Source organism: Qipengyuania sp. HL-TH1, assembly GCF_036365825.1.
Taxonomy (GTDB): Bacteria; Pseudomonadota; Alphaproteobacteria; order Sphingomonadales; family Sphingomonadaceae; genus Qipengyuania; species Qipengyuania profunda.
The window spans coordinates 1,438,039-1,458,492 of sequence record NZ_CP142675.1 but is presented as its reverse complement, the minus strand read 5'-3'; the positions used below and the strand labels follow the sequence as shown (position 1 = coordinate 1,458,492).

The 20,454-nt window shown below is 62.0% G+C and carries 17 protein-coding genes and 1 tRNA gene; 10 read left to right on the top strand and 8 right to left on the bottom strand.

The features are described from left to right. The first annotated feature begins 117 nt into the window (after positions 1–117). The 5 genes from VWN43_RS07710 (at position 118) to VWN43_RS07690 (ending at position 7,077) form a co-directional block, all read left to right on the top strand. A complete protein-coding gene (locus tag VWN43_RS07710; protein WP_320179994.1) occupies positions 118–1,599 on the top strand; it encodes an O-antigen ligase family protein in 1,482 nt (493 codons plus the stop codon). 55 nt (positions 1,600–1,654) lie between these two features. Continuing rightward, a complete protein-coding gene (locus VWN43_RS07705) occupies positions 1,655–2,368 on the top strand; it encodes a polysaccharide biosynthesis/export family protein (protein WP_320179995.1) in 714 nt (237 codons plus the stop codon). A gap of 52 nt (positions 2,369–2,420) precedes the next feature. Continuing rightward, positions 2,421–4,580: a GumC family protein gene (locus VWN43_RS07700; protein ID WP_320179996.1), complete on the top strand. Its 2,160-nt coding sequence runs from the start codon at positions 2,421–2,423 to the stop codon at positions 4,578–4,580. Positions 4,581–4,606: 26 nt separating this feature from the next. Then, positions 4,607–5,797 carry a hypothetical protein gene (locus VWN43_RS07695; protein ID WP_320179997.1) on the top strand — a complete coding sequence of 397 codons (1,191 nt, stop codon included), beginning with the start codon at positions 4,607–4,609 and terminating at the stop codon, positions 5,795–5,797. Between the two features lie 137 nt (positions 5,798–5,934). Next, positions 5,935–7,077 carry a glycosyltransferase family 4 protein gene (locus VWN43_RS07690; RefSeq protein WP_320179998.1) on the top strand — a complete coding sequence of 381 codons (1,143 nt, stop codon included), beginning with the start codon at positions 5,935–5,937 and terminating at the stop codon, positions 7,075–7,077. A 136-nt stretch (positions 7,078–7,213) separates the two neighbouring features. On the opposite strand, the gene VWN43_RS07685 is transcribed toward VWN43_RS07690, so the two are convergent. After that, a tRNA-Val gene (locus VWN43_RS07685) sits at positions 7,214–7,288 on the bottom strand. Between the two features lie 80 nt (positions 7,289–7,368). Continuing rightward, a complete protein-coding gene (gene cpdR, locus VWN43_RS07680; RefSeq protein ID WP_253515264.1) occupies positions 7,369–7,761 on the bottom strand; it encodes a cell cycle two-component system response regulator CpdR in 393 nt (130 codons plus the stop codon). Positions 7,762–7,959: 198 nt separating this feature from the next. On the opposite strand from cpdR, the gene VWN43_RS07675 reads away from it, so the two are divergent. Then, positions 7,960–8,910, top strand: coding sequence for an N-formylglutamate amidohydrolase (locus VWN43_RS07675; RefSeq protein WP_320179999.1), 951 nt, complete (start codon positions 7,960–7,962; stop codon positions 8,908–8,910). Between the two features lie 209 nt (positions 8,911–9,119). On the opposite strand, the gene VWN43_RS07670 is transcribed toward VWN43_RS07675, so the two are convergent. The 5 genes from VWN43_RS07670 to VWN43_RS07650 form a co-directional block, all read right to left on the bottom strand. Continuing rightward, positions 9,120–9,905, bottom strand: coding sequence for a class I mannose-6-phosphate isomerase (locus VWN43_RS07670; protein WP_330768549.1), 786 nt, complete (start codon positions 9,903–9,905; stop codon positions 9,120–9,122). Positions 9,906–9,928: 23 nt separating this feature from the next. Then, entirely contained in the window at positions 9,929–10,978 is a 1,050-nt protein-coding gene (locus VWN43_RS07665) for a mannose-1-phosphate guanylyltransferase (protein ID WP_320180001.1), read from the bottom strand. Between the two features lie 87 nt (positions 10,979–11,065). Further along, entirely contained in the window at positions 11,066–12,061 is a 996-nt protein-coding gene (locus VWN43_RS07660) for a M48 family metalloprotease (RefSeq protein ID WP_320180002.1), read from the bottom strand. Between the two features lie 55 nt (positions 12,062–12,116). Next, positions 12,117–12,905 carry a SapC family protein gene (locus VWN43_RS07655; RefSeq protein WP_320180003.1) on the bottom strand — a complete coding sequence of 263 codons (789 nt, stop codon included), beginning with the start codon at positions 12,903–12,905 and terminating at the stop codon, positions 12,117–12,119. A 66-nt stretch (positions 12,906–12,971) separates the two neighbouring features. Continuing rightward, positions 12,972–14,420 (bottom strand): FAD-binding oxidoreductase, encoded by a 1,449-nt coding sequence (locus tag VWN43_RS07650; protein ID WP_320180004.1) that lies wholly within the window; start codon positions 14,418–14,420, stop codon positions 12,972–12,974. Between the two features lie 156 nt (positions 14,421–14,576). Between VWN43_RS07650 and VWN43_RS07645 the strand changes: the two genes are divergently transcribed. Then, positions 14,577–15,146 (top strand): hypothetical protein, encoded by a 570-nt coding sequence (locus VWN43_RS07645; RefSeq protein WP_320180005.1) that lies wholly within the window; start codon positions 14,577–14,579, stop codon positions 15,144–15,146. A gap of 121 nt (positions 15,147–15,267) precedes the next feature. Beyond that, on the top strand, positions 15,268–16,689 hold the full coding sequence (locus VWN43_RS07640) for a DEAD/DEAH box helicase (protein ID WP_320180006.1): 1,422 nt from the start codon (positions 15,268–15,270) through the stop codon (positions 16,687–16,689). Positions 16,690–16,739: 50 nt separating this feature from the next. Here VWN43_RS07640 and VWN43_RS07635 read toward each other — a convergent pair whose 3' ends face one another. After that, positions 16,740–19,052 carry an ATP-dependent helicase gene (locus VWN43_RS07635; protein ID WP_253515276.1) on the bottom strand — a complete coding sequence of 771 codons (2,313 nt, stop codon included), beginning with the start codon at positions 19,050–19,052 and terminating at the stop codon, positions 16,740–16,742. A gap of 126 nt (positions 19,053–19,178) precedes the next feature. On the opposite strand from VWN43_RS07635, the gene VWN43_RS07630 reads away from it, so the two are divergent. After that, complete coding sequence (locus VWN43_RS07630) at positions 19,179–19,757, top strand: hypothetical protein (RefSeq protein ID WP_320180007.1); 579 nt, start codon at positions 19,179–19,181, stop codon at positions 19,755–19,757. Between the two features lie 263 nt (positions 19,758–20,020). After that, a complete protein-coding gene (locus tag VWN43_RS07625) occupies positions 20,021–20,452 on the top strand; it encodes a hypothetical protein (protein WP_320180008.1) in 432 nt (143 codons plus the stop codon). Positions 20,453–20,454: the final 2 nt, after the last annotated feature.

Below are 20,454 nucleotides of genomic sequence, written 5' to 3'. Positions count from 1 at the left end.
TAAAAGCAAACGTTTGGTGGTGTAATCGAGTTGCGATTTCAGCCCGATGTGTCCTACAGGCGCATCATCGTCGCGCACGGGATGGGCTGACGTAGAACGGAACGGGAAGCAAAGATCATGTCATCGACCGACAGCGTGGATCGATCCGGATCGCGTCCGGCAGGCAGGCGATCAAGAAAGACCTCCAAGAAAAAAGCGGCGTCAACAAAGGGACTCCGCGGGTTTTTCCAGGACCGACGCTTGCATCTGACGATCTACTTCGCCTTCATCCTGCTCGTTGGTCTGACCGGCGGCGGTTCGCGGCCCGACATATTGTCGCTTTTGCTGCTGCGACCGCTGGCTGCCCTGTTCTTGATCTATATCGTCTGGCGGATTTCGGCCGACGAATTGAAAGCGGTCCGTTTCCCGTTGCTGTTCATCGGCTCGCTGATGGTCATTGCCTTGTTGCAACTCATCCCCTTACCGCCGGTGATCTGGAGTTCGCTGCCCGGTCGGGAAGGTGTCGCGCAACTCGACGAGCTTTTTGGAATGCAAGACGTGTGGCGTCCGCTCAGTCTCGAGCCCAGCCGAACTTGGAATGCGTTCTTTTCGATGTTCGTGCCGCTGGTAGCGGTGGGTTTCGTCGGCTTGCTATGGAACCGAGAGCGTCGCTGGATACTGCCTCCGATACTGGCGATGGGCGTGCTCAGCATGGTGGTTGGCTATTTGCAGGCGCTCGGCGCCGACAGTTTGTACTTCTACCGCGTAACACACGGCCATCACCCGGTCGGCTTGTTCGCGAACAAGAATCATCAGGCGGTGCTGCTGAACTGGCTCCTGCTTACAGTTTGCTACATGATCACGCGGATCGACCTGCGCGACCGGCGAGCCAGCCTCCGTCTCGCATCGGGTCTCGCGCTCGTGTTCCTCATCTATCCGCTGCTGTTCGTCACCGGGTCACGGGCAGGCCTCTTGCTGTGTGCGCCAGTAAGCGTGGTCTGTGCGGTAATGCTTTGGCAGGCGCCGGCGCTCAATCGTGCATGGCAGGGATCAAGTCGGCGCGTGAGGCTGGCCATTACCGGATTGGGTGGCAGCGTACTGGCGGCCTTGGCCATGGTCTTCGGCTATCTGGCCATCACCGAACGGCAGACCGCGCTTACCCGCTTGTTCGAATCCGATCCGGCGGATGAGCTGCGCTGGATCTACCTGCCCAAGATTTTCGAGATGATGCGGGACCATTGGCTCGAGGGTATCGGGTTTGGCGCGTTCGAAAGCGTTTTCTACGGATACGAGAACGTCGAAAATCTGAGCACAAGTTATCTAAACCAGGCGCATTTCGAGCCGCTGCAATATGTTATTGAAACCGGGCTCGCGGGATTGCTTCTGCTCGTTGCGGCTCTGGTGTGGGTTGTCCGGCGGCTACTGCGTCTTTGGCGCGCTGGCGACGGCAAGGCGCGGATCCTGTCCGTCTACCTTTGCGGGGCGCTCGGGGTGTGGCTAATCGCCGGGCTGGTTGACTATCCCACGAGAACCCCCTTGGGGCAGTTGGTATTCGCAATCTTGACCGGCTTTTTGGCGGTCTCTAGCATTGATCTCGAAAGGCATCGGAAAATTGGGTAGGGCGCGATCGACCTCTTTTGCCTGGGGCAATTTCTCGATGAACTTGAGGACCTTTATGAATCCGAAATTTGTTTTGGCTGCGGCGGTTTTCGCCGTGACAGGGTGCTCGAGCGGCCCTCCGGAGTTGGGGCTCGCCCCTACGGTGGAGTACGTCCAGGCGGGCGCGATGCCTCAGCCCGAGATGGTCGGCGCCGACGGCAGCTTTCTCTATGCTTTGGGACCGCTCGACAAGGTCGAAGTAGAGGTCGTCGGGATGCCCGATTTGACTCGCCAGTTGTCCGTGGATGCACAGGGTTTCCTCTCGGTTCCGCTGGCAGGCGCCGTGAAGGCAACCGGCCTTACTCCGGTCGAACTGGCGGACATCCTCGAGGAGAGGATGCGACAGAACTATCTCAGGGATCCCGACGTGGTCGTGAACCTGGTTGAATCGACGAGCAACGCGATAACGCTCGATGGGCAGGTCAGGCGTCCCGGAATATATCCGGTTTATCGCGACCAGACACTGACCCAGGCGATCGCTGTTGCTGGCGGTGAGAACGACTTTGCGAGGGTCACGACCGTGATCGTTTTCCGCGAGGTAAGTGGTCAGAAGTATGTCGGGCTATATGATGTGAGGGCGATCAGGCGCGGAAACTACGCCGATCCAAGCGTCTATCCGGGCGATAGGGTGGTGGTTGACGAATCCCAGACCCGGCGATTCCTGGACACGATCCAGGGCGTTACCAACTTGCTGACCACTCCGCTCGTCTTGCTTTCCCGCACCGCTTGATCGCGGCAAGCCAACATTTCGAAAGTAGGTTCAGGTGACAACCCAGGATAATATGGCGACTGCAGCATCATCGGGACCGTATGAGGCGGCCGAGTTTGAAGGCCCCGGCAATGGGCCGGAGAAACCCTCGATCTTCCACTACATCTGGCGGGTTTTCTGGACGAACCGACTGATAGTCGGTGCGATCATAATCGCTGCGGTCGCCATAGCGCTGGTGCTGACTCTGCTCGCAACGCCGCAATATACCTCGACCGCGCGTATCCAGATCAACAGGATCGAAGCGAACGTATCGGACGTCGAAGGAGTCGAGCCTGCGGGGGACGGACTCAATTACGACGAGTTCTATCGTACACAGTACGCGCTTCTCGAAAGCGAGGCCCTGGCCGAACGCGTCGCGCGTAAGCTGAACCTGCCGGCCGACGAGGCTTTCATCGACGCGTTCAATATCCCGGACGATGGAGAAATCCGGTCCGGCAACCAGCGGCTCGCCATGGAGCGGACTTCGCTGCTCCTCCTTGAACTTATTTCCATCGAACCGGTCGTCGGGTCGAGCCTTGCCGATGTGTCCTTCACGAGCCCGTCTCCGGAACTGTCGCGGAGAATCGCTTCGACCTGGATCAGCGAGTTCGTTGCGGCTTCGATGGAGCGGAGGTTTGCCGCCACCGACGATGCACGCAGATTTCTCGAGCAGCAGCTCGCAGAATTGCGCTCGCGCCTGGAAGATTCCGAGCGATCCTTCGTTACCTATTCTTCGCAGAGCGGAATCGTATCGCTCTCGAACAGTGAAGCGACCACCGGGAATGATCGTACGCTCAAGGCGTCCGACCTGGCGAGCATGAACGACGCGTTGAACAGCGCGCGTGCCGATCGCATTGCTGCGGAAAGTGCCTTGCAGGCCGGTGTTCAACAGCAAGGTAACACTGTGGCGAACACGCTGCGTGCCAAGCGTGCGGAGCTTGCAGCGCAGAAGGCCAACCTTCTGACGCAATTCGAGCCTGGTTACCCCCGGGTCGAGGCGCTGACCAACGAGATTGCTGAGCTCGATCGTTCGATCGCCGATGCGCTCGGTACCGGGCAGGCCGACTTGCGGCGCAACTTGATGCAGGCGCAACAGCGCGAGCAAGCTTTGCAGGCCCAAGTCGAAGGGCTGCGCTCCATCTATAACGATGAACAGCGCGCCACTGTTCAGTACAACATATTGAAGCGCGACGTCGACACCAACCGCGAACTCTACAACAGCCTGCTTCAGCGCTATAAGGAGATCGGTGTTGCAGGGGCTGCAGCGAGCAATGTGCAGCTTGTCGATCCGCCGCGTATCCCTCGCGAACCTTCCAGTCCGAATCTGCCGCTCAACCTTGCACTAGGCTTTCTGCTGGGTATCGGCGTTTCGGGTGCAGTCCTGTTCGCTCGCGAAGAGATGGATCGCAGCGTCCGGGATCCTCAGGATGTGAGGCAGAAGCTGAACATCGCCCTGCTGGGTGTCATTCCGAAAACCGATGCGGAAGACCCCCTGGACGAGCTTGCCGACGCCAAGAGTGCCATTTCGGAAGCCTATCTGTCGGCCGGCGTGCTGCTTGATATGTCGACTTCCGAAGGTTTCCCGAAAACCCTGATGCTTACGAGTACAGTGCCCAGTGAAGGTAAGACCAGTTCGTCTTATGCGCTGGCCCACCGGCTTGCGCGCAGTGGCCGCAAGACCATCTTGGTCGACTTGGACCTTCGCAATCCGTCGGTGGCCAAGAGGCTGGGCGTGCCGAACGAGCGTGGGGTGGTCGAGTTCCTGACCGGCCAGGATGCTCTTGGCACTTTGATCCAGCGGGACGTTGGCCCCAATTTCGACATCCTGAGCGTTGGCGCGATTCCGCCCAATCCCGGTCAGCTCATCGCGGGCCCCAGGATCGGCGAGTTGCTGACGCAACTGCGTAGTGCCTACGATTTCGTAGTGATCGATGCCCCGCCGGTCCTCGGGATCGCGGACGCTCCGGTTCTGGGAAGCCAGGTCGAAGGCATCGTATATATCATCGAGGCAAACCGTGCCGGTGTTCGCCAACTGTCGAGCGCGATCGAGCGCATGCGGTCCATGGGTGGTCGGATCCTGGGCGGTATCCTTACCAAGGTCGACGAACGCAATTCCGAATACGGCTACGGTTCGGAATATGGCTACGGCTATGGCTATGGCTATGGCCAGAGCTCGGACAACGAAAAACTATGAGCCAGCGGGGATTTGCGGCCCCGGCCATGATCGGGAAGATCGTCGTAAGCATAGCCGCATTGGTGTGTGCGGGGGCTGGGTTCGTCAACGCGGCCTCCGAAACCGGCAATCTGTCGCTGTCGATGTCCCGTACTCTGGACGCGACGATAAATTCCGAGGTCCGAAGTCGGGCGCTCGACCAGAGTTTTCGTCTGGCTGCATCGGCGGAAGCAGAGAACGGTAACACGGGTTTCCCCGCAAGCTCCGATATGGTCCTCGCAGAAGCGCAATCGCTTCGCGCGCTTCGCCCCCTCGATCCTGTCCCTGTGAGGGTTTGGGCGGTCGGCGGGATCTCCCAAACCGATCCCGAGCGGGCATCGAATATTCTCGTGTCCGCCAGTACCATGAACAAGCGCGACGCGGTCGCGAACATGTGGTTGGTTCACAACTTCGCACGCGGCGAAAGAGTGGACGCAATGATCACCTTCTTCGACCAAGGGCTTCGCACGAGCAGGCAATTGCGTTCGACGGCAATTGCGCCATTTGTCGGCTTGCTCGCTTTGCGCGAGGGACGCGATCGCATTGGGCAGCTAATCCGCGCCCATCCCGATTGGGAAGAGGATTTCTGGACCGAGTTCGCACGCAACCAGATTGCGCTGCAGAATGCGGGCTCGTTCTTCGAGGAAACGGGAATCGATTTCTCGGAGCAACCAAGCGAGCGCAAGGCCGAGATCTATCGCAATCTCAGACGGTTGGGTTATTTCGAAAGCATGTTCGCCTTAGCTGCCAAGGATCGGCCCCTGGGGGAACAAAGCGAACGGATTCCGCCCGAATCGCTCGCATCGGTAACCAGTCCGGTTGGATGGAGATTGCAATCATCCGGCCTAGTGTCGAGCTTCTACGATGATACCCACGAGGCATTGATCGTTGATGCTCAACCGGGCGCGCTTGGCGCGTTTGCGGAGCTCGTAACGCCCAAGAAATCCGGCGGCCAATTGGAGGTGGCCTTGGAGCGTCCGGCACCCGAAGGTGGGCGTTTGCGGGTATCAGCTACATGCGCAGGCGATCGGAGCAATATGCTGGCTCAGCTTGAGCTTCGGCCGGGCGAAACCCTTGCCAGCACACCGCTCGCTGAGGATAGCGATTGTGCCTTTCTGCTCCTGAGCGCTTCGATCGCTGTTGAGCGGGGAAGCCAGGGAGGGGTAGAGCTCGCAATCTCCCGCATCGGCCTGCGGTGATCGAGAGTCCGACCGCCTACCCATGGAGTATGATGGGCTTCGCGATGTGTCGGAGCCATGCGTGAGGGCAGGGTGCTGATTGCGCTACGCAATCGAAAATTGGCAAGCTGCCGTATCATGCATATCGATTTGGTCAGATGATGAGCTCAACCACCGAAAAATCCGTTTTGATCTGCGCCAAGGCATTTCCCCCGGTCGTGGGCGGGGTGGAAAGTTACAGCGAACACACGGCCCAAGCCTACCTTCGATGCGGTGTAACCCCCACGGTGTTGACCAGCTTTCCCGGCGAGAGCGGTTGGACCACTCGCGAATACCCAGAAGGTAAAATCGACGTTCTCAACGTCGGTACGGGTAGCCAGCCGAAGATCCTTGCCAGGCTGGCGCGCGCTGCACGGTCGCAAACCCGTGCGAACCGTTTCACGTTCTGTCATGCGACAACGTGGAGGGCAGGCGTGGCATTGCTGCCATGGGCCCGGACTCCGCGGACCGCAGTGACTGTCCACGGCAGGGAAATCCTGATCAATCCGTTTTACCTCCGGCCGGTGCTGCGCAGGGCTTTGCCCCGGTTCGACCTGCTCGCATCGGTTTCGGATTATACTGGCGCCAGGCTGCAGCAGGAATTTCCCGAACTACAAAATTCCAAGGGCAGGATCGTCTCGTTCAACGGACTTTCGTACAGGCGCGAGGCATGCCTCCACACCCCGTCTTTCGATCGCTCGAAGGTCCGAATATATAGCTTCTGCCGCCTGGTAGAGCGTAAGAACCTGCTCAATGCGGTTCGCGCGATTGCATTGCTCAAGGACAAGCGCCTCCCGGTTCCTTTCGAATACGTGATATCCGGGACAGGCCCTCTTGCCGACGAGATCCGGGCGGCGATCGATCGTCTGGAACTGCATGACCATGTGCGCATGACCGGCTATTTGCCGGATTCCCAGGTTATAGAAAACTTCAAGAACACCGACATCTTCCTTCATCCGCAGGTCGCTGCGGTGTCGGATTTGGACATCGAAGGATTCGGCTTGGTGATCGCCGACGCTATGTCATTCGGCGCTGCTGCGGTTGTCGGGAAAGATGGCGGTCCCTCGGACTTCATCGAAGACGATCAAACCGGCCTGATCGTCGATGGCGGTAGTGTCGAGCAAATTGCTGGCGCGCTCGAGCGACTTGTCAGCGATGAAAAGTACCGGCAGCGCATCGCGACGCAGGGGCGGGCATGGTGTCTCGATAATCTATCCTGGGACAACCATGTGCTCGATATCATGAGAGCATTGGAAGTTTGAGCGAGGCAGGACTGCGGTCTCGATACCCGTAGTGGCGCCCCGGTTCTCGTGCAGGAGCTGAAAGTCGCCAAGACTACTTTGGCAACAAAAAAGCCCGCCGTTTCCGGCGGGCTTTTTCATGCCTCGAAGGCTTCGATGGTGGGCGTAGCAAGGATTGAACTTGCGACCCCTACGATGTCAACATAGTGCTCTACCACTGAGCTATACGCCCGCACCATCGGGTGCCCCTTTCGTGGGGCAGGCGCGCCCTTTAGCGGGGCGCTGAAAGCCATGCAAGACCCTATTTGGGAGCTATTGCAAACGCGCGCTGATACGGTCTTCGAGGACCCGTTCGACTTCCAGCACGAGGTCGCGCAGGTGGAAAGGTTTCGACAGGACCTTGGCATGCGGCTGCTCGCGGCTGGCTTTCAGAGTCACCGCGGCAAAGCCGGTGATAAACATGACCTTCGTATGCGGGCTCACCTCGTTGCAGCGCTGCGCCAGTTCGATCCCGTCCATCTCGGGCATTACGATATCCGAGAGCAGCAGATCGTATTCGCATTCCTCGAGCAGCGGGATGGCCGCAGTGCCCCGATCGACCGAGTCGACTGTATAGCCTGCATTGACGAGCGCGCGTTCGAGATAGACGCGCATGGCATCGTCGTCCTCGGCGAGCAGGATTCGCTGGGTCGTTGTTTCGGTCATGCCAACTGCTTAGCGCGCGTGCTTTAAAAAAGCATGTATCCAAAACAAGCATTGTTAATGGGCGGGTAGGGCTGATGGGTCGGGATGAGCGAGAATGACGTCCCACATGCTGGCTACCGGGGCGGGACGATCGAAAACTCCCCGCCGCGGAAAGAAATCTGCGCTTGCTTAATCGAGGCCCGCGCCCGACGATGGGGCATGAGCGAACGGCAGGCAGCAGCAACGACGGGTGTCGAGCACCTGTCGGGCGGCAAGATCCCGGGGCGGCAGGGGCCGTCCTACAACCTGTTCCGGTTTGGCGAGCCCAGCATTCCGATTCTGATTGCCGCACCGCATTGCGGGCGTGCCTACCCCGACGATGTGCTGGCCGCGCTACGCGATCCCGATCAGGCGCGTCTGCGACTCGAGGATCGCCATATCGATGCCGTCGCGCAGCCGGTCGCCTCGGACACCGGAGCCAGCCTGCTGCTCGCCGAGGCACCGCGGGCGATGATCGATCTCAACCGTTCGGTCGAGGATGTCGATTGGGGTATGGTGCGCGGCGCGAAGCCGCGGCCGATGCGGCATTCGCTGGCCAATCGCCGGTCGCGCAACGGTCTCGGCCTCGTGCCGCGGCGCATTCCCGGCATGGGCGAAATCTGGCGCCGACCGCTCGCCAAGGCCGAACTCGATGCGTGGATCGAGGGCATCTATACCCCCTATCACACTGCTCTTGGCCACGAGCTGGAGCGGTTGCGCGATCGCTGGGGCGTCGCGCTGCTGGTCGATCTGCATTCGATGCCCCCGCTCAAGCGCAGCCATCCGCAGGACCACCCGGCAGAATTCGTTATCGGCGACCGGTTCGGCGCCTCTTGCGATCCCGGGCTGGTCGATCTGGCGATCCGCTATCTGGCGACCCATGGGCGCCGGGTGGCGCATAACCGCCCCTATTCGGGCGGCTATGTGCTCGATCGCTACGGCCAGACTGCGCGAGGTATCCACGCGGTGCAGATCGAGGTCTGCCGCAGCACCTATCTCGATGCCCGGCTCGACCAGCCCAGCGCGCGGGTCGGAGCGATCGCGAAGCTGATTGCCGGCCTCGTGCGCACCTTGGGGGCCGAGGTCGCGACCATGGGGCGACCGGGCCACATCGCGCAGGCCGCGGAATAGCCCGTCCACAAAAAACCACCCCACGCAATATGCGCGGGGTGGCCAAGGTTCAGGGAGGAGATGCACTCTCGTGCATCTACCGGGGGGCCATGAGGGGCGGCCCACCCGGTACAATAAAAATGGAGCGGGGTCGCTCGAATTTCAAGGGTCGGTTGGGGCTACGGTGCACACCGTTCGGCGCGCTGCGAGAGCAGTCCGTCAGTTTCGGGTCAGGAAGACGCGGTCGGCTGGGCGATCAGGAGCAGGCTATTCCCCGCTCGGGATGTCGAGCCGAGGTCCTCGACCAGCGCGCATTCTCCTGCGCCAAGCCGCTGCCCATCGAGCATGATTTCGCCCGACAACGGTATCACGATCGACGGTGCCTGCGCGATTGCGGGCAGGGGGGCCGATGTGTTGCTCTGCCAATAGAAGAGCCGGAAATGGGGGCCATCGACCAACAGCCCCGCGTCGTCATCCATCCGCGTGCTGAGATCGAGCGGGTAGGGTCCGGTGGTCGCGACCTCGACACCCTGATCCAGGTGGAGTTCGCGCGGCCGCCCATAATCGAACAGGCGGAAGGTGATGTCGCTGTTTTGCTGTACCTCGACGAGGCTGATCCCGCCGCCAATGGCGTGGACCGTGCCTGCGGGGATGTAGAAGGCGTCGCCCCGCTGAACCTCGTGCCAGACGAGTTTGTCCACGATCGTCCCGTCAAGGGCGGACCTGCGCATGTCTTCGGCAGTGATGTCCTCGCGGAACCCCACGGCGATGGAGGCGCCCGGTTCGGCATCGAGAATGACCCAGCACTCGCTCTTACCGCCGTCCGCGAGGCCCATCGCTTCGGCTTGTTCGTCGCTGGGATGGGCCTGAACGGACAACCGTTCGCTGGTGAAGATATATTTGACCAATAGCTGGTCGAGCTCGGGCGGAGGTTCGAACCAGACTTCGCCAATGGGCTGGTCAGAAGGGTGCGGGAAGGGCGCGGGCAGCCGCTTTACCCCCCAGACCTTGTCCACGAAGCGCGTAGGAAGCTTGCGGATCATTGGTTCTTGCACCGGCTCGCCTCTCCGACACGCTGGACCGCATTGCGGCTGGTCACGAGGATGTCCTCGCCGTCGACGACCACGACGATATTGTCAGCACCGATCAGCGTTACATGCGGTCCGTCGCTGTCGATCATTGCGCCCTGCGCACCAATGATCTCCCCCGGCCCGACGACAACGTTATCATCGCCGGGAGTTTTGCGCTGCTGCAGCAGCGCGTCCCAGTTCCCGATGTCCGACCATCCCATCGAAACATCGACCATGGCTGCACGATCGGTGTTTTCCATGATCGCGTAGTCGACCGATTCCGGCGTGATTGCGGCGAAAAGCTCTGCATCGGGACGAAAGTCTTCGCTTCCGGCGGCGCGGCTTTCGAAGGCCGCGGTTGCGGCCTTGGCCATTGCGGGGCGATGCCTGGCGAGTTCGGACAGGAAATGGCCCGCACGAAAGGCGAAGATCCCGCCGTTCCAGGCGTAACCACCCTCGGCGAGAAAGCCGAGCGCGGTTTCCAAGTCGGGCTTTTCGACGAAGCTATGCACATGGTGGCCTCCACCGAGCGCTTCGCCGCGACGGATATAGCCGTAGCCGGTCTCGGGAGCGGTTGCCTCGATGCCGAAGGCCACCAGCCAATCCCGGCTCGCCAACTCGGCGGCAGCCTCGGCGGCGGCTTCGAACGCCTGGCGATCGATAATATGGTGGTCGCTGGGGCAGACGAGCATGATGTCATCCTTGTCGAGCGCTAGTGCAGCCAGCGCAATCGCAGGCGCCGTGTTCCGTCCCATGGGTTCGACTACGAACTGCGCATCGGGCGCGATATCCGCCACTTGCGGCTTGGCAAACTCCAAATGTTTCTCACCGATCACCACCAGCGGACGCGCAAACCGGCGTCGATCCGAACAGCGCTGGAGTGTCGCCTGGTAAAGTGTCTGCTCGCCGAGAAGCGGAATAAAAGGCTTCGGTTTCGCCGAGCGGCTACGCGGCCAGAGCCGGGTGCCGCTCCCCCCGCACAGTACGACTGGTACGATAGTGGGCAAGGAGTTCTCCATTAGTCCGTTCGGGGCGGTTCTGGCAGAAGTCGACAAGGCTTGGAAGGGGAAGCGCCTGGCGGTGTTACTTCGTAATCACCAAATGTGTCACTTTTCCGGAAGTTCTCTTGGTAGCTCTTGCTTGAAGAACATCGACCAATCGGCGCGCCCGTCCGTTCTCGACTGCTTGGCCGCCTCGATCGTCGCCAGTTCCGCTTCGATGAATTCAACGCGTTCATCCCACCCGTCGTGCGAGCGCTTGCGGAAGATCCATCCGCCATGCTTGGGACCCCAGCGTCGCATGAAAGCGATCGCCGCTTGCGGATCGTAGCCTGCGTTTTGCAGCAACCAGGGCATCAGGCGGTCGGCATCGCGTTCGGACAGACGGACAAGCTTCCGCTTCCAGCCTATTTCGTGGAAGGTCTGCGGATGACGAAGAATATTGTGCGCCATTTCATGCGCAATCGCTGCGGCGAAGGCGGCTTCCTCATAAGCAAGGCCGGGGAACCGTTCGCCGACAAGCACGCGCTCGCCATCCGCGGCAGCGTTGCTTTTCGAATCTATGAGTTCGAAGCGCGTCGGGCACGCGTCCACGCCTTCGATCGTCGCGGTGCGGATCGTCCCTCCGGGTGTCTGCCAGGTGATGTCCAGCGCCCCCAGGGCGAGTGCGCCATCGATTGCATCACGCAGGCCGAACACGCGCTGCCAGCGAGGATCGGTTTTCGGCCAGTCCTGCGCTATTGTCTGGCCATTGATGGTCAGGATCGTGTTGTTGCGTTCTATTCCAGCTGCGGCTGCCGGAGACGCGGGAGCGACCGCCTGTACACCGATGTCGCCATGCAAGCCGAACAGGCGGCGCACGGCGACCGGGTCACCATAGCTTTCCGCGTCGTGGATCAGCATGCCCGAGGCCCGCACGGTTTGCGGGCAGAAATCGGCGTTGGCCGTCGCCAGGCGATAGCCGACGCGGAACAGCAGGTCTTCGCTCCGTTGGAAAACTTCGAGCGGCTGCAGTTCGCGTGTCTCGGCGGAGTCCTGCTGCGCGGACGCCTGTATCCCCGGAAGCGCCAGTGCCAGCGCCGCACAGGTAGCGGCCGTGCGCAAGGGGCTGGGCGAGGGCGCGCGCCACTTTACAAGACGCGCGCCCTTGCTCGTATTTTTAGGCAGTCGGGACACCGGCAGTCGCGGCGTCGGGCATCGGCACCTTGCCCTGCTGGAGCTGGCGGCCGAAGATCGTACGCATCATGTCCATCGAGAAGATCTGCGCCCAGATCAGCGGCAGCAGGCCGTTTTCGGTCCATTTGCGCAGCTGGTCGCCGCGCAGTTCGCGCAGCTTTTCCTGATTGATCATCTGGAACCCGCGATAGACGAACGGCTTGTCGCTACCCTGCTGGGTGATCGAGATCTCGCCTTCCATCAGGAGGTCGTGATCCTTCAGTTCCTTCATGAAGTTCTGCGTGCGCTGGCCGGCATGTTCGAACTGCTCGCAGAACTCGAGGATCTGCTTGGTGCCTTCGCTGGCTTCGCCATTTTCGAACAAGGCCTGGCCTTCTTCGAACTCGCCAATGTTCTCAGCAGTGGGGTCGAAGCACAGCGACAGGTCCTCGCTGTCGGGCTTGAGCCGTGCGAGCATGAAGGGATAGCGGCGGACATAGGCGGGGATGTAGACCTGCTCGGTCACGCTGCCTTCTTCGTCCACGAAAGTGTTGACGCCGTCATTGAGGCCCATCAGCGCCAGCGGCACAGCTTCGGGGCCGGTCGAGAAGACGATCGGCATATCGCGCTGCGCCTGGACGAACTCGTCCACCGTCAGCGGCACGGCATGCTGCTTGGCGAGCCACGGTGCCTTGGTCATCGGACGCGAGCGGTAATTCGCATGGTCCTTGCTGTTGAGCGGCATCAGGTCTTTGAAGAACAGGGGCAGATTGGGCTGCGGCGCGCTGGCCATGGAACTCTCCGAAATTCGATTGAATTGAGCGGCAAACCCGATGGGCAAGCTCACGAAGCGGGCGCTTTACGGCGTTGCGGCGTGCGGTGCAAGCGGGACCAGTTTGCCCGGGTTGAGTATCCCCTGCGGATCGAGCGCCTGCTTGACCTTGCGCATCAGCAAGAGCGCCACCGGATCGCCCAATCGCCCGAGTTCATCGCGTTTCATCTGGCCAATACCGTGTTCCGCGCTGAGCGATCCGCCGAAGTCGGTCACACGGTCATGGACGAACGCGCTGATCGCTTTTCCGTCGCCCCTTTCCCATTCGCCGCGCACCGCACCGGCGGGGGCGAGAACATGGAAGTGGATATTGCCATCGCCCAGATGGCCGAACCCGACCGCGCGAGTGCCGGGAAACCGCTTCTCCACCTGCGGCGCCGCCGTTTCTACGAATTCGGCCATCCGTGCTACCGGGACCGAGATATCGTGCTGCATCGCCGGACCGATCGCGCGCTCCGCCGCGGAGATGCTGTCGCGTATCTGCCAGAAGGCTTCGGCCTGTCCCTCGCTGGTCGAGATTACGGCATCCTCGAGCAGGCCGTGCTCCATCGCACTCTCGAACACCTCTGTGACCAGGTTGTCGAGCTGTCCTGCGTCACCCGGGTCCGCGACCAGTTCAACCAGCGCATGCCAGGCATGCGTTCCCGCCAGCGGGCTTCGCGCGGTAGGAACGTGTGCCAGGACCGATTCGAGGCAATGGCGGGGCAGCACCTCGTACCCTTCCAGCGCGTCGCTCGCGACCTTCTCGCAGTGGAGCAGCAATTCGCGCGCTGCCGAGATGCTGGGCAGGCCGACCCAGGCAACGCGGCGTTCGCCGATCTGCGGCACCAGCCGCAGGGTCGCGGCGGTTATGATCCCCAAGGTCCCTTCGGACCCGATCAGCATCTGCTTGAGATCGAAGCCGCGATTGTCCTTCTTGAGCGGGACCAGACCGGAGAAAATTTCGCCATCGGCCAGCACCGCTTCGATCCCAAGCACCTGCGCGCGCATCGTGCCGTGGCGCAGGACCTGCGTTCCCCCGGCATTGGTCGAGATGAGGCCGCCCACGGTGGCCGAACCCTTGCCGCCAAGCGTGAGGGGAAAGCGCAAGCCTTGCTCTTCGGCGGTCTCGTGCAGCGTCTGGAGCACCACGCCTGCGTCACAGGTAATTTGCTGTGCAGCGACATCAAAATCCCGGATCACATCCATTCGGCGCAGCGAAAGCAATACGCTCGTGCCACTCTCGTCGGGCGTGGCGCCGCCCGACATGCCGCTGTTTCCGCCCTGCGGGACGATCGGAATTCGGTGCGCTGCGCATAGTGTGACGAACCGGGCGAGTTCGTCGGTCGAGGCGGGCGAGGCCAGCCCGACCGCCTTGCCGGTGTACCGTCCCCGCCAGTCGGTTAGCCAAGGTTCGACTAGTTCGGGATCGCAGGTGAACCCGCGTGGTCCCAGGATGTCGGCGGCGGCGGCGCGAAAGGTGTCGGTCACGGTCATCTGCAGCATCCTTGCCATAGATGGGCGGGCAAATGCCACCACTTGCCAATCGGGCCAGAACAATTAAGCCCGCATTCAAGCGTGGGGGCGCATCAGGCAACGCCATAACTTCCCGCACGTTAATCGACCTGCGGCCGAGGAGCGTTCGAACGAAGCATGCCCCTGCTGTCTCCCCTTTTTGCCATGCTCGTCGCATTGGGCACGCCGTCAGGCGCGGGGGAGGGTGCGGTCGCGCACCAGGCGCACGTGTCAGAGGGCACCCGCCTGGATAGCGAGGCGCTATCGGCACGCGGTACCATCTGGACCGGATTTACCGACAGCCGCAGCATACCGGTCGCCAACCAGGTGCGGATCGAGCGCCGCGTCATCCTGCGAATCAGCCCGCAGCCCAGCAGCATGCGGCGCAGCTTTCTGACGGAACTGCCGCGCCAAGCCCCGCCGCCGCGGCTCGTCGAACGCCCTTACGGCAGCTGCGTCGATGCGAGCGATATCATCGGCGTATCCGACCGTGACAGCCGGCTGGTGATGTATATGAGCAACCGCCAGATCATTACCGCCGAGCTCGAGAAAAGCTGCAGCCCGCGCGATTTCTACCTCGGCTTCTATGTCGAGCAGAATGACGATGGCAAGCTGTGCGTCGATCGCGATCGCTTGCTGTCGCGCGCCGGGGCGAAGTGTCGCATTTCCAACCTCAATCGCCTCGTGGCGGTTACCGACGACCGCTGATCTGCACTTCGCACCGTGATTTCTTGACTTTCGGCGTATTTCCGGCGAAGGGCGCGGCCAGCCGATGTTGCGGACGCGCAGCTTGTTGTCGGCCTATGTTCCAGGGACAATTTCGAACCGCATGACTTTTGCCGATCTCGGCCTTTCCGAAGACTTGCTCAGGGCAGTAAGCGAAGCTGGCTATACCGAGCCGACCGACATCCAGCGCGAGGCGATCCCGCCGGTGCTGATGATGAAGGATATTATCGGCATCGCCCAAACGGGCACCGGCAAGACCGCGAGCTTCGTGCTGCCGATGATAGACATCATGGCGAGCGGCCGTCGCCGCGCGCTGATGCCGCGCAGCCTCATCCTTGCCCCGACGCGCGAACTCGCTGCGCAGGTGGCAGAGAATTTCGAGAAATACGGCAAGAACCACGATCTCAAGCTCGCGCTGCTGATTGGCGGCGTGCAGATGGGCGACCAGGTCAAGGCGCTCAACGATGGCGTCGACGTGCTGATCGCCACGCCGGGCCGCCTGATGGACCTGTTCGAGCGCGGCAAGATTCTCCTCAATGGCTGCGAACTGCTGGTCATCGACGAAGCCGATCGCATGCTCGACATGGGCTTCATCCCCGATATCGAGTTCATCTGTTCGAAGCTGCCCGACGCACGTCAGACCATGCTGTTCTCGGCAACGATGCCGCCGCCGATCGAAAAGCTGGCCAAGAAGTTCCTCAACAATCCCAAGCGGATCGAAGTCAGCCGTGCAGCGACCACGAACAAGGACATCACCGCGTTCAAGGTGCCCGTAAAGGCGCGCCAGAAGCGCGACACGCTGCGCTGGCTGCTTGAAAACGACCATGTCGAAACCGCGATCATCTTCGCCAATCGCAAGACCACTGTGCGCGAGCTCAACAAGAGCCTGCAGAGCTATGGTTTCGCATCGAGCGAGATCCACGGCGACATGGATCAGTCGAACCGGCTCAAGGAACTCGACCGGTTCAAGGCCGGCGAGGTGAACATTCTCGTCGCATCGGACGTTGCCGCGCGTGGGCTCGACATCAAGGGTGTCAGCCACGTCTTCAATTTCGATACGCCGTGGCACCCGGACGATTACGTCCACCGCATCGGACGCACGGGCCGGGCCGGGGCCAAGGGCCGCGCCTTCACCCTCGTCGCCGAGGAAGATGCCGAAGCGATCGCCAATGTCGAAAAGCTGACCGGTGCCCAGGTTCCGGTGTTCGGCAAGAGCGACGTCCGGGTCGATCTGGTCGAGAAAGGCGCCAAGCCCGCCGAGAAGGCGGTTGCAGCCGAGAAGGCCTCGGCACCCGAGAAGACCTCGGCACCCGAGAAAGCTTCGGCACCCGAGGACGAGGCAAAGCCGAAGCCCAAGCGCAGCCGCAAGCCGCGCGACGAGGACGATGCTCCGCGCGAAAAACCTGCGCGCAAGGCGAAGCCCAAGGGCGAACCGCGCAAACGCCGTGACGAGGACAGCGAGCCTGTCGCGTCGGGTGAGTGGAACGGGCCGCGGCCGGGCTTCCTCGACGTTTCCGCTATCTGACCAGCGGTTTCACCGCAGTAGAATGCTGCGACCCTGCCGGTCAGGCAGTCCTAGTCGTCAGCCAGTGTGACGAAGCTGTCGAGTACGCGCTTCTCGCCCGCCTTTTCGAATTCGATCGTCAGCTTGTTGCCTTCTTGGTCGGTCACGCAGCCATAGCCGAACTTGTCGTGGAACACGCGCGCTCCGATCGAAATGTCGCTGCGCGGTTGCGCGGCAAAGCTCGCCGCGCTGCGGCCGGGTTCGGCCAGGCGCTTGGGCGTCGCGTCATAGCCCGACGATAGCGCTCGCTGCCACCCGGGGCCGCGGGCTCCCGAGCGATCGGGCCGGTTGGTCGAAACATGCGCGAAGGGATCGTCGGTCTCGCTCCAGTTCGCCCGCCACAGCGATGCGCCGCCGGTCATGGTGGTCTCGCTGGTGAGATATTCCTCGGGCAGATCCTCGATGAAGCGGCTGGGGATGGAACTAGTCCATTGGCCGTAAATGCGCCGGTTGGCGGCATGCAGGATGGTGCAGCGGCGCTTGGCCCGGGTGATCGCGACATAGGCGAGGCGGCGCTCTTCCTCGAGACTGGCGAGCCCGCCTTCGTCGATCGCACGCTGGCTGGGAAAAACGCCTTCTTCCCAGCCGGGCAGGAAGACATGGTCGAATTCGAGCCCCTTGGCGGCGTGCATGGTCATGATGGTGACCTTCTCGCCATCCCCGGCGCGGTCGTTGTCCATCACCAGTCCGACATGCTCGAGGAAATCGCCGAGCGTGTCGTAGTCCTCCATCGCCCGGGCGAGTTCGGTGAGGTTTTCCAGCCGTCCGGCGCTTTCGGCGCTGCGATCCTTTTGCAGCATGTCTTCATAGCCGCTTTCGGCGAGCACGCGGCGGAGCAGTTCGGATGGGGTGACCTTGTCCACCTGCTCGCGCCAATGGACGAACTGGCCGAGCAGGGCGACGAGGTTGTTCTTCGCACGCGCGGGCAATTCGTCGGTGTCGCACAGGTCGAGGCTGGCGGCGGTCAGCGGCATTTGTGTACGCCGTGCGTGGCGGCGCATGGCTTCCAGTGTCTTCGCGCCAAGCCCGCGCTTGGGCTGGTTGTAGATCCGCTCGAAAGCCAAATCGTCGGCGGGCTGGGCGATGGTGCGCAGATAGGCCAGCGCATCGCGGATTTCGGCGCGTTCGTAGAAACGGAACCCCCCGACAATGCGGTAATTGAGGCCGATCTGGATGAATCGGTCTTCGAATTCGCGGGTCTGGTACTGCGCGCGCACGAGGATCGCGATCTGGTCGAGCGGGGCACCTTCGCGTTCGAGCCGCTCGATCTCCTCGCCAACGCGGCGGGCTTCCTCGGGACCGTCCCATACGCCGATGACGCGGATATTCTCGCCCGCGGGAAGCTCGGTCCACAGCGTCTTGCCAAGCCGTTCGCTATTGGCGTTGATCAACCCCGATGCGGCCCCGAGGATCTGCGGGGTGGAACGATAATTCTGCTCCAGCTTGACCACCGCAGCGCCGGGAAAATCCTTTTCGAACTTGAGGATATTGGCGACTTCTGCGCCGCGCCATGAATAGATCGACTGGTCGTCGTCGCCCACAACGCAGATGTTCTTGCGGGCCTGGGCAAGCAGGCGCAGCCACAGATACTGGACCTGGTTGGTGTCCTGATATTCGTCGACGAGGATGTATTTGAAGCGCTGCTGATATTGCGCCAGCACGTCGTGATGCTCGCGGAAGATGTTGAGCATATGCAGCAGCAGATCGCCAAAGTCGCAGGCGTTGAGCGCTTTCAGGCGATCCTGATAGAGCTTGTAGAATTGCGCGCCGCGGCCATTGGCGTAGCTTTCGTTCTCCACCGCATCGAGATCGCCGGGATTGAGCCCGCGGTTCTTCCAGCGGTCGAGCAGGCCGGCGAGCTGGCGCGCAGGCCAGCGCTTCTCGTCGAGATCGTTTTCCTGGATCAGCTGCTTGAGCAGCCGCAGCTGGTCGTCGGGATCGATGATTGTGTAATTGCTCTTGAGCCCGACCAGTTCGGCATGGCGGCGCAGCATCCGCGCGCCGATCGAGTGGAACGTGCCCAGCCAGGGCATGCCCTCGACCGCATCACCGATATGCCGGCCCACGCGCTCGCGCATCTCGCGTGCGGCCTTGTTGGTAAAGGTGACGCAGAGGATTTCGCTCGGCCATGCGCGGCGCGTTGCGATGAGATGTGCCAGCCGTGCGGTCAGTGCCGCGGTCTTGCCGGTGCCGGCTCCGGCCAGCATCAGCACAGGCCCTTCGGTGGTCAGAACGGCCTCGCGCTGGGGCGCGTTCAACCGCGCTGCATAGGCGGGAAGCTGCGCATTCTCGGGCGCGTCGGACGGGGTGGGGAGATCGGTCATGAGGGTTCGGAACAGCTAGGGAACGCAGGGTCGCAAGACAAGCCCCGCGCGCAGGCATCCACCGGAACCGATAACCCTTTCGCTGCGTAAATTGGACGATGACAACGACGAATGGAGCAATCTCCGATGCGTAATCTTATCCTTGCCGGCGCTGCTGCGCTGGCCTTCACCGCCGCCCCGGCGCTGGCAGATCACCATATGCATGGCGAGGCCTATGCATGGTCGGCCGATCAGGAAGCCATGTACGATGCCTGGCCTGCCGACCGGCAAAGCGCCTATGATCGCTGGCCCGGCGATGTGCAGCAATATTACTGGACCCTCACCCCCGCGCAGACCGAGGGCTGGTGGGTGCTCACCGATGCCCAGCGTTTGCGCATCTACGAAATGACGCCCGAAGCGCGCGCACAGGCCTTGGCACAAGTGGCCGCGCAGATCGGTCCCGACGCCACACCGGTGGCCCCTAGCGCAAGCGCCTCGGCCTCGACCGCACCGCGGTTCGTGAGCAAGGAAGTCAGTCAGTCCACCCCGGCCGGATACGCCGCCGCTTCGGGAGAAAATCTGCCCGTGTGCGACAGCATGCAGCAGGACGGCTGCATCAACAGCTGGGCCAAGAACAAGACGGGCAATCGCCCGCTTGAATACTGGCCGGGTCAGCCCGCGAGCGAGATTCCAGGCAAGCTGCCGGCCAAGAAGCCGGGTTCGTAAACGCTTTCAAAGTCCGCGCAGCGATTGAAATTGCCGCGCATAATGCTTGGAAGGGGCGGGGCTGCCGAGGCGATCCCGCCCCTTTTTGCATGCGTGCTCGCAGGTTGCCGCATTTTGGGCACATTTCGCGACCGGACGTGTCGGGAGCGGGTCTGGTGCCGGGGCGGTCCAGCGGGAGCGGCGTTGGTTCGGTATTCGGCGAGCGCATCTTCCGATGTGCCGCTGGACGGGCCTCGTCACGCCCCCACGTGAAAGGACTTATGATGCGTAAGACATTCTATTTTATCGCTGGCGGCGCGCTCGCCTCGCTGTCGATCCCCGCGATTGCCCAAGACGTGTCGGCCGACGCGGCTTCCGATGAGTCGGTGACTGCGGAGGCGGACCTTGGTCTCTCCGCGGAGCAACAGGCATCCTACGATTCCTGGCCGGACGAGCTGCAGGGACAGTTCGACGCCTGGCCCGCCGAAGTGCAGACCTACTACTGGTCGCTCACTCCCGAACGCAGGGAACTGTTCTGGCGCGTCTCGGACACCAACAAGCTGACCCTGAGCGGGTTGCCTTCCGAGCAGCAGGCGCAAGCCTGGATGCAGATCGAGGCCCAAGCCGCGACCCAGGTGGCACCGAGCGCAGGTGAACCGATGGCGGAGCCCGATCCGGCGACCGATATGGACTCCGACGCCGCCGATCCGATGTAGTC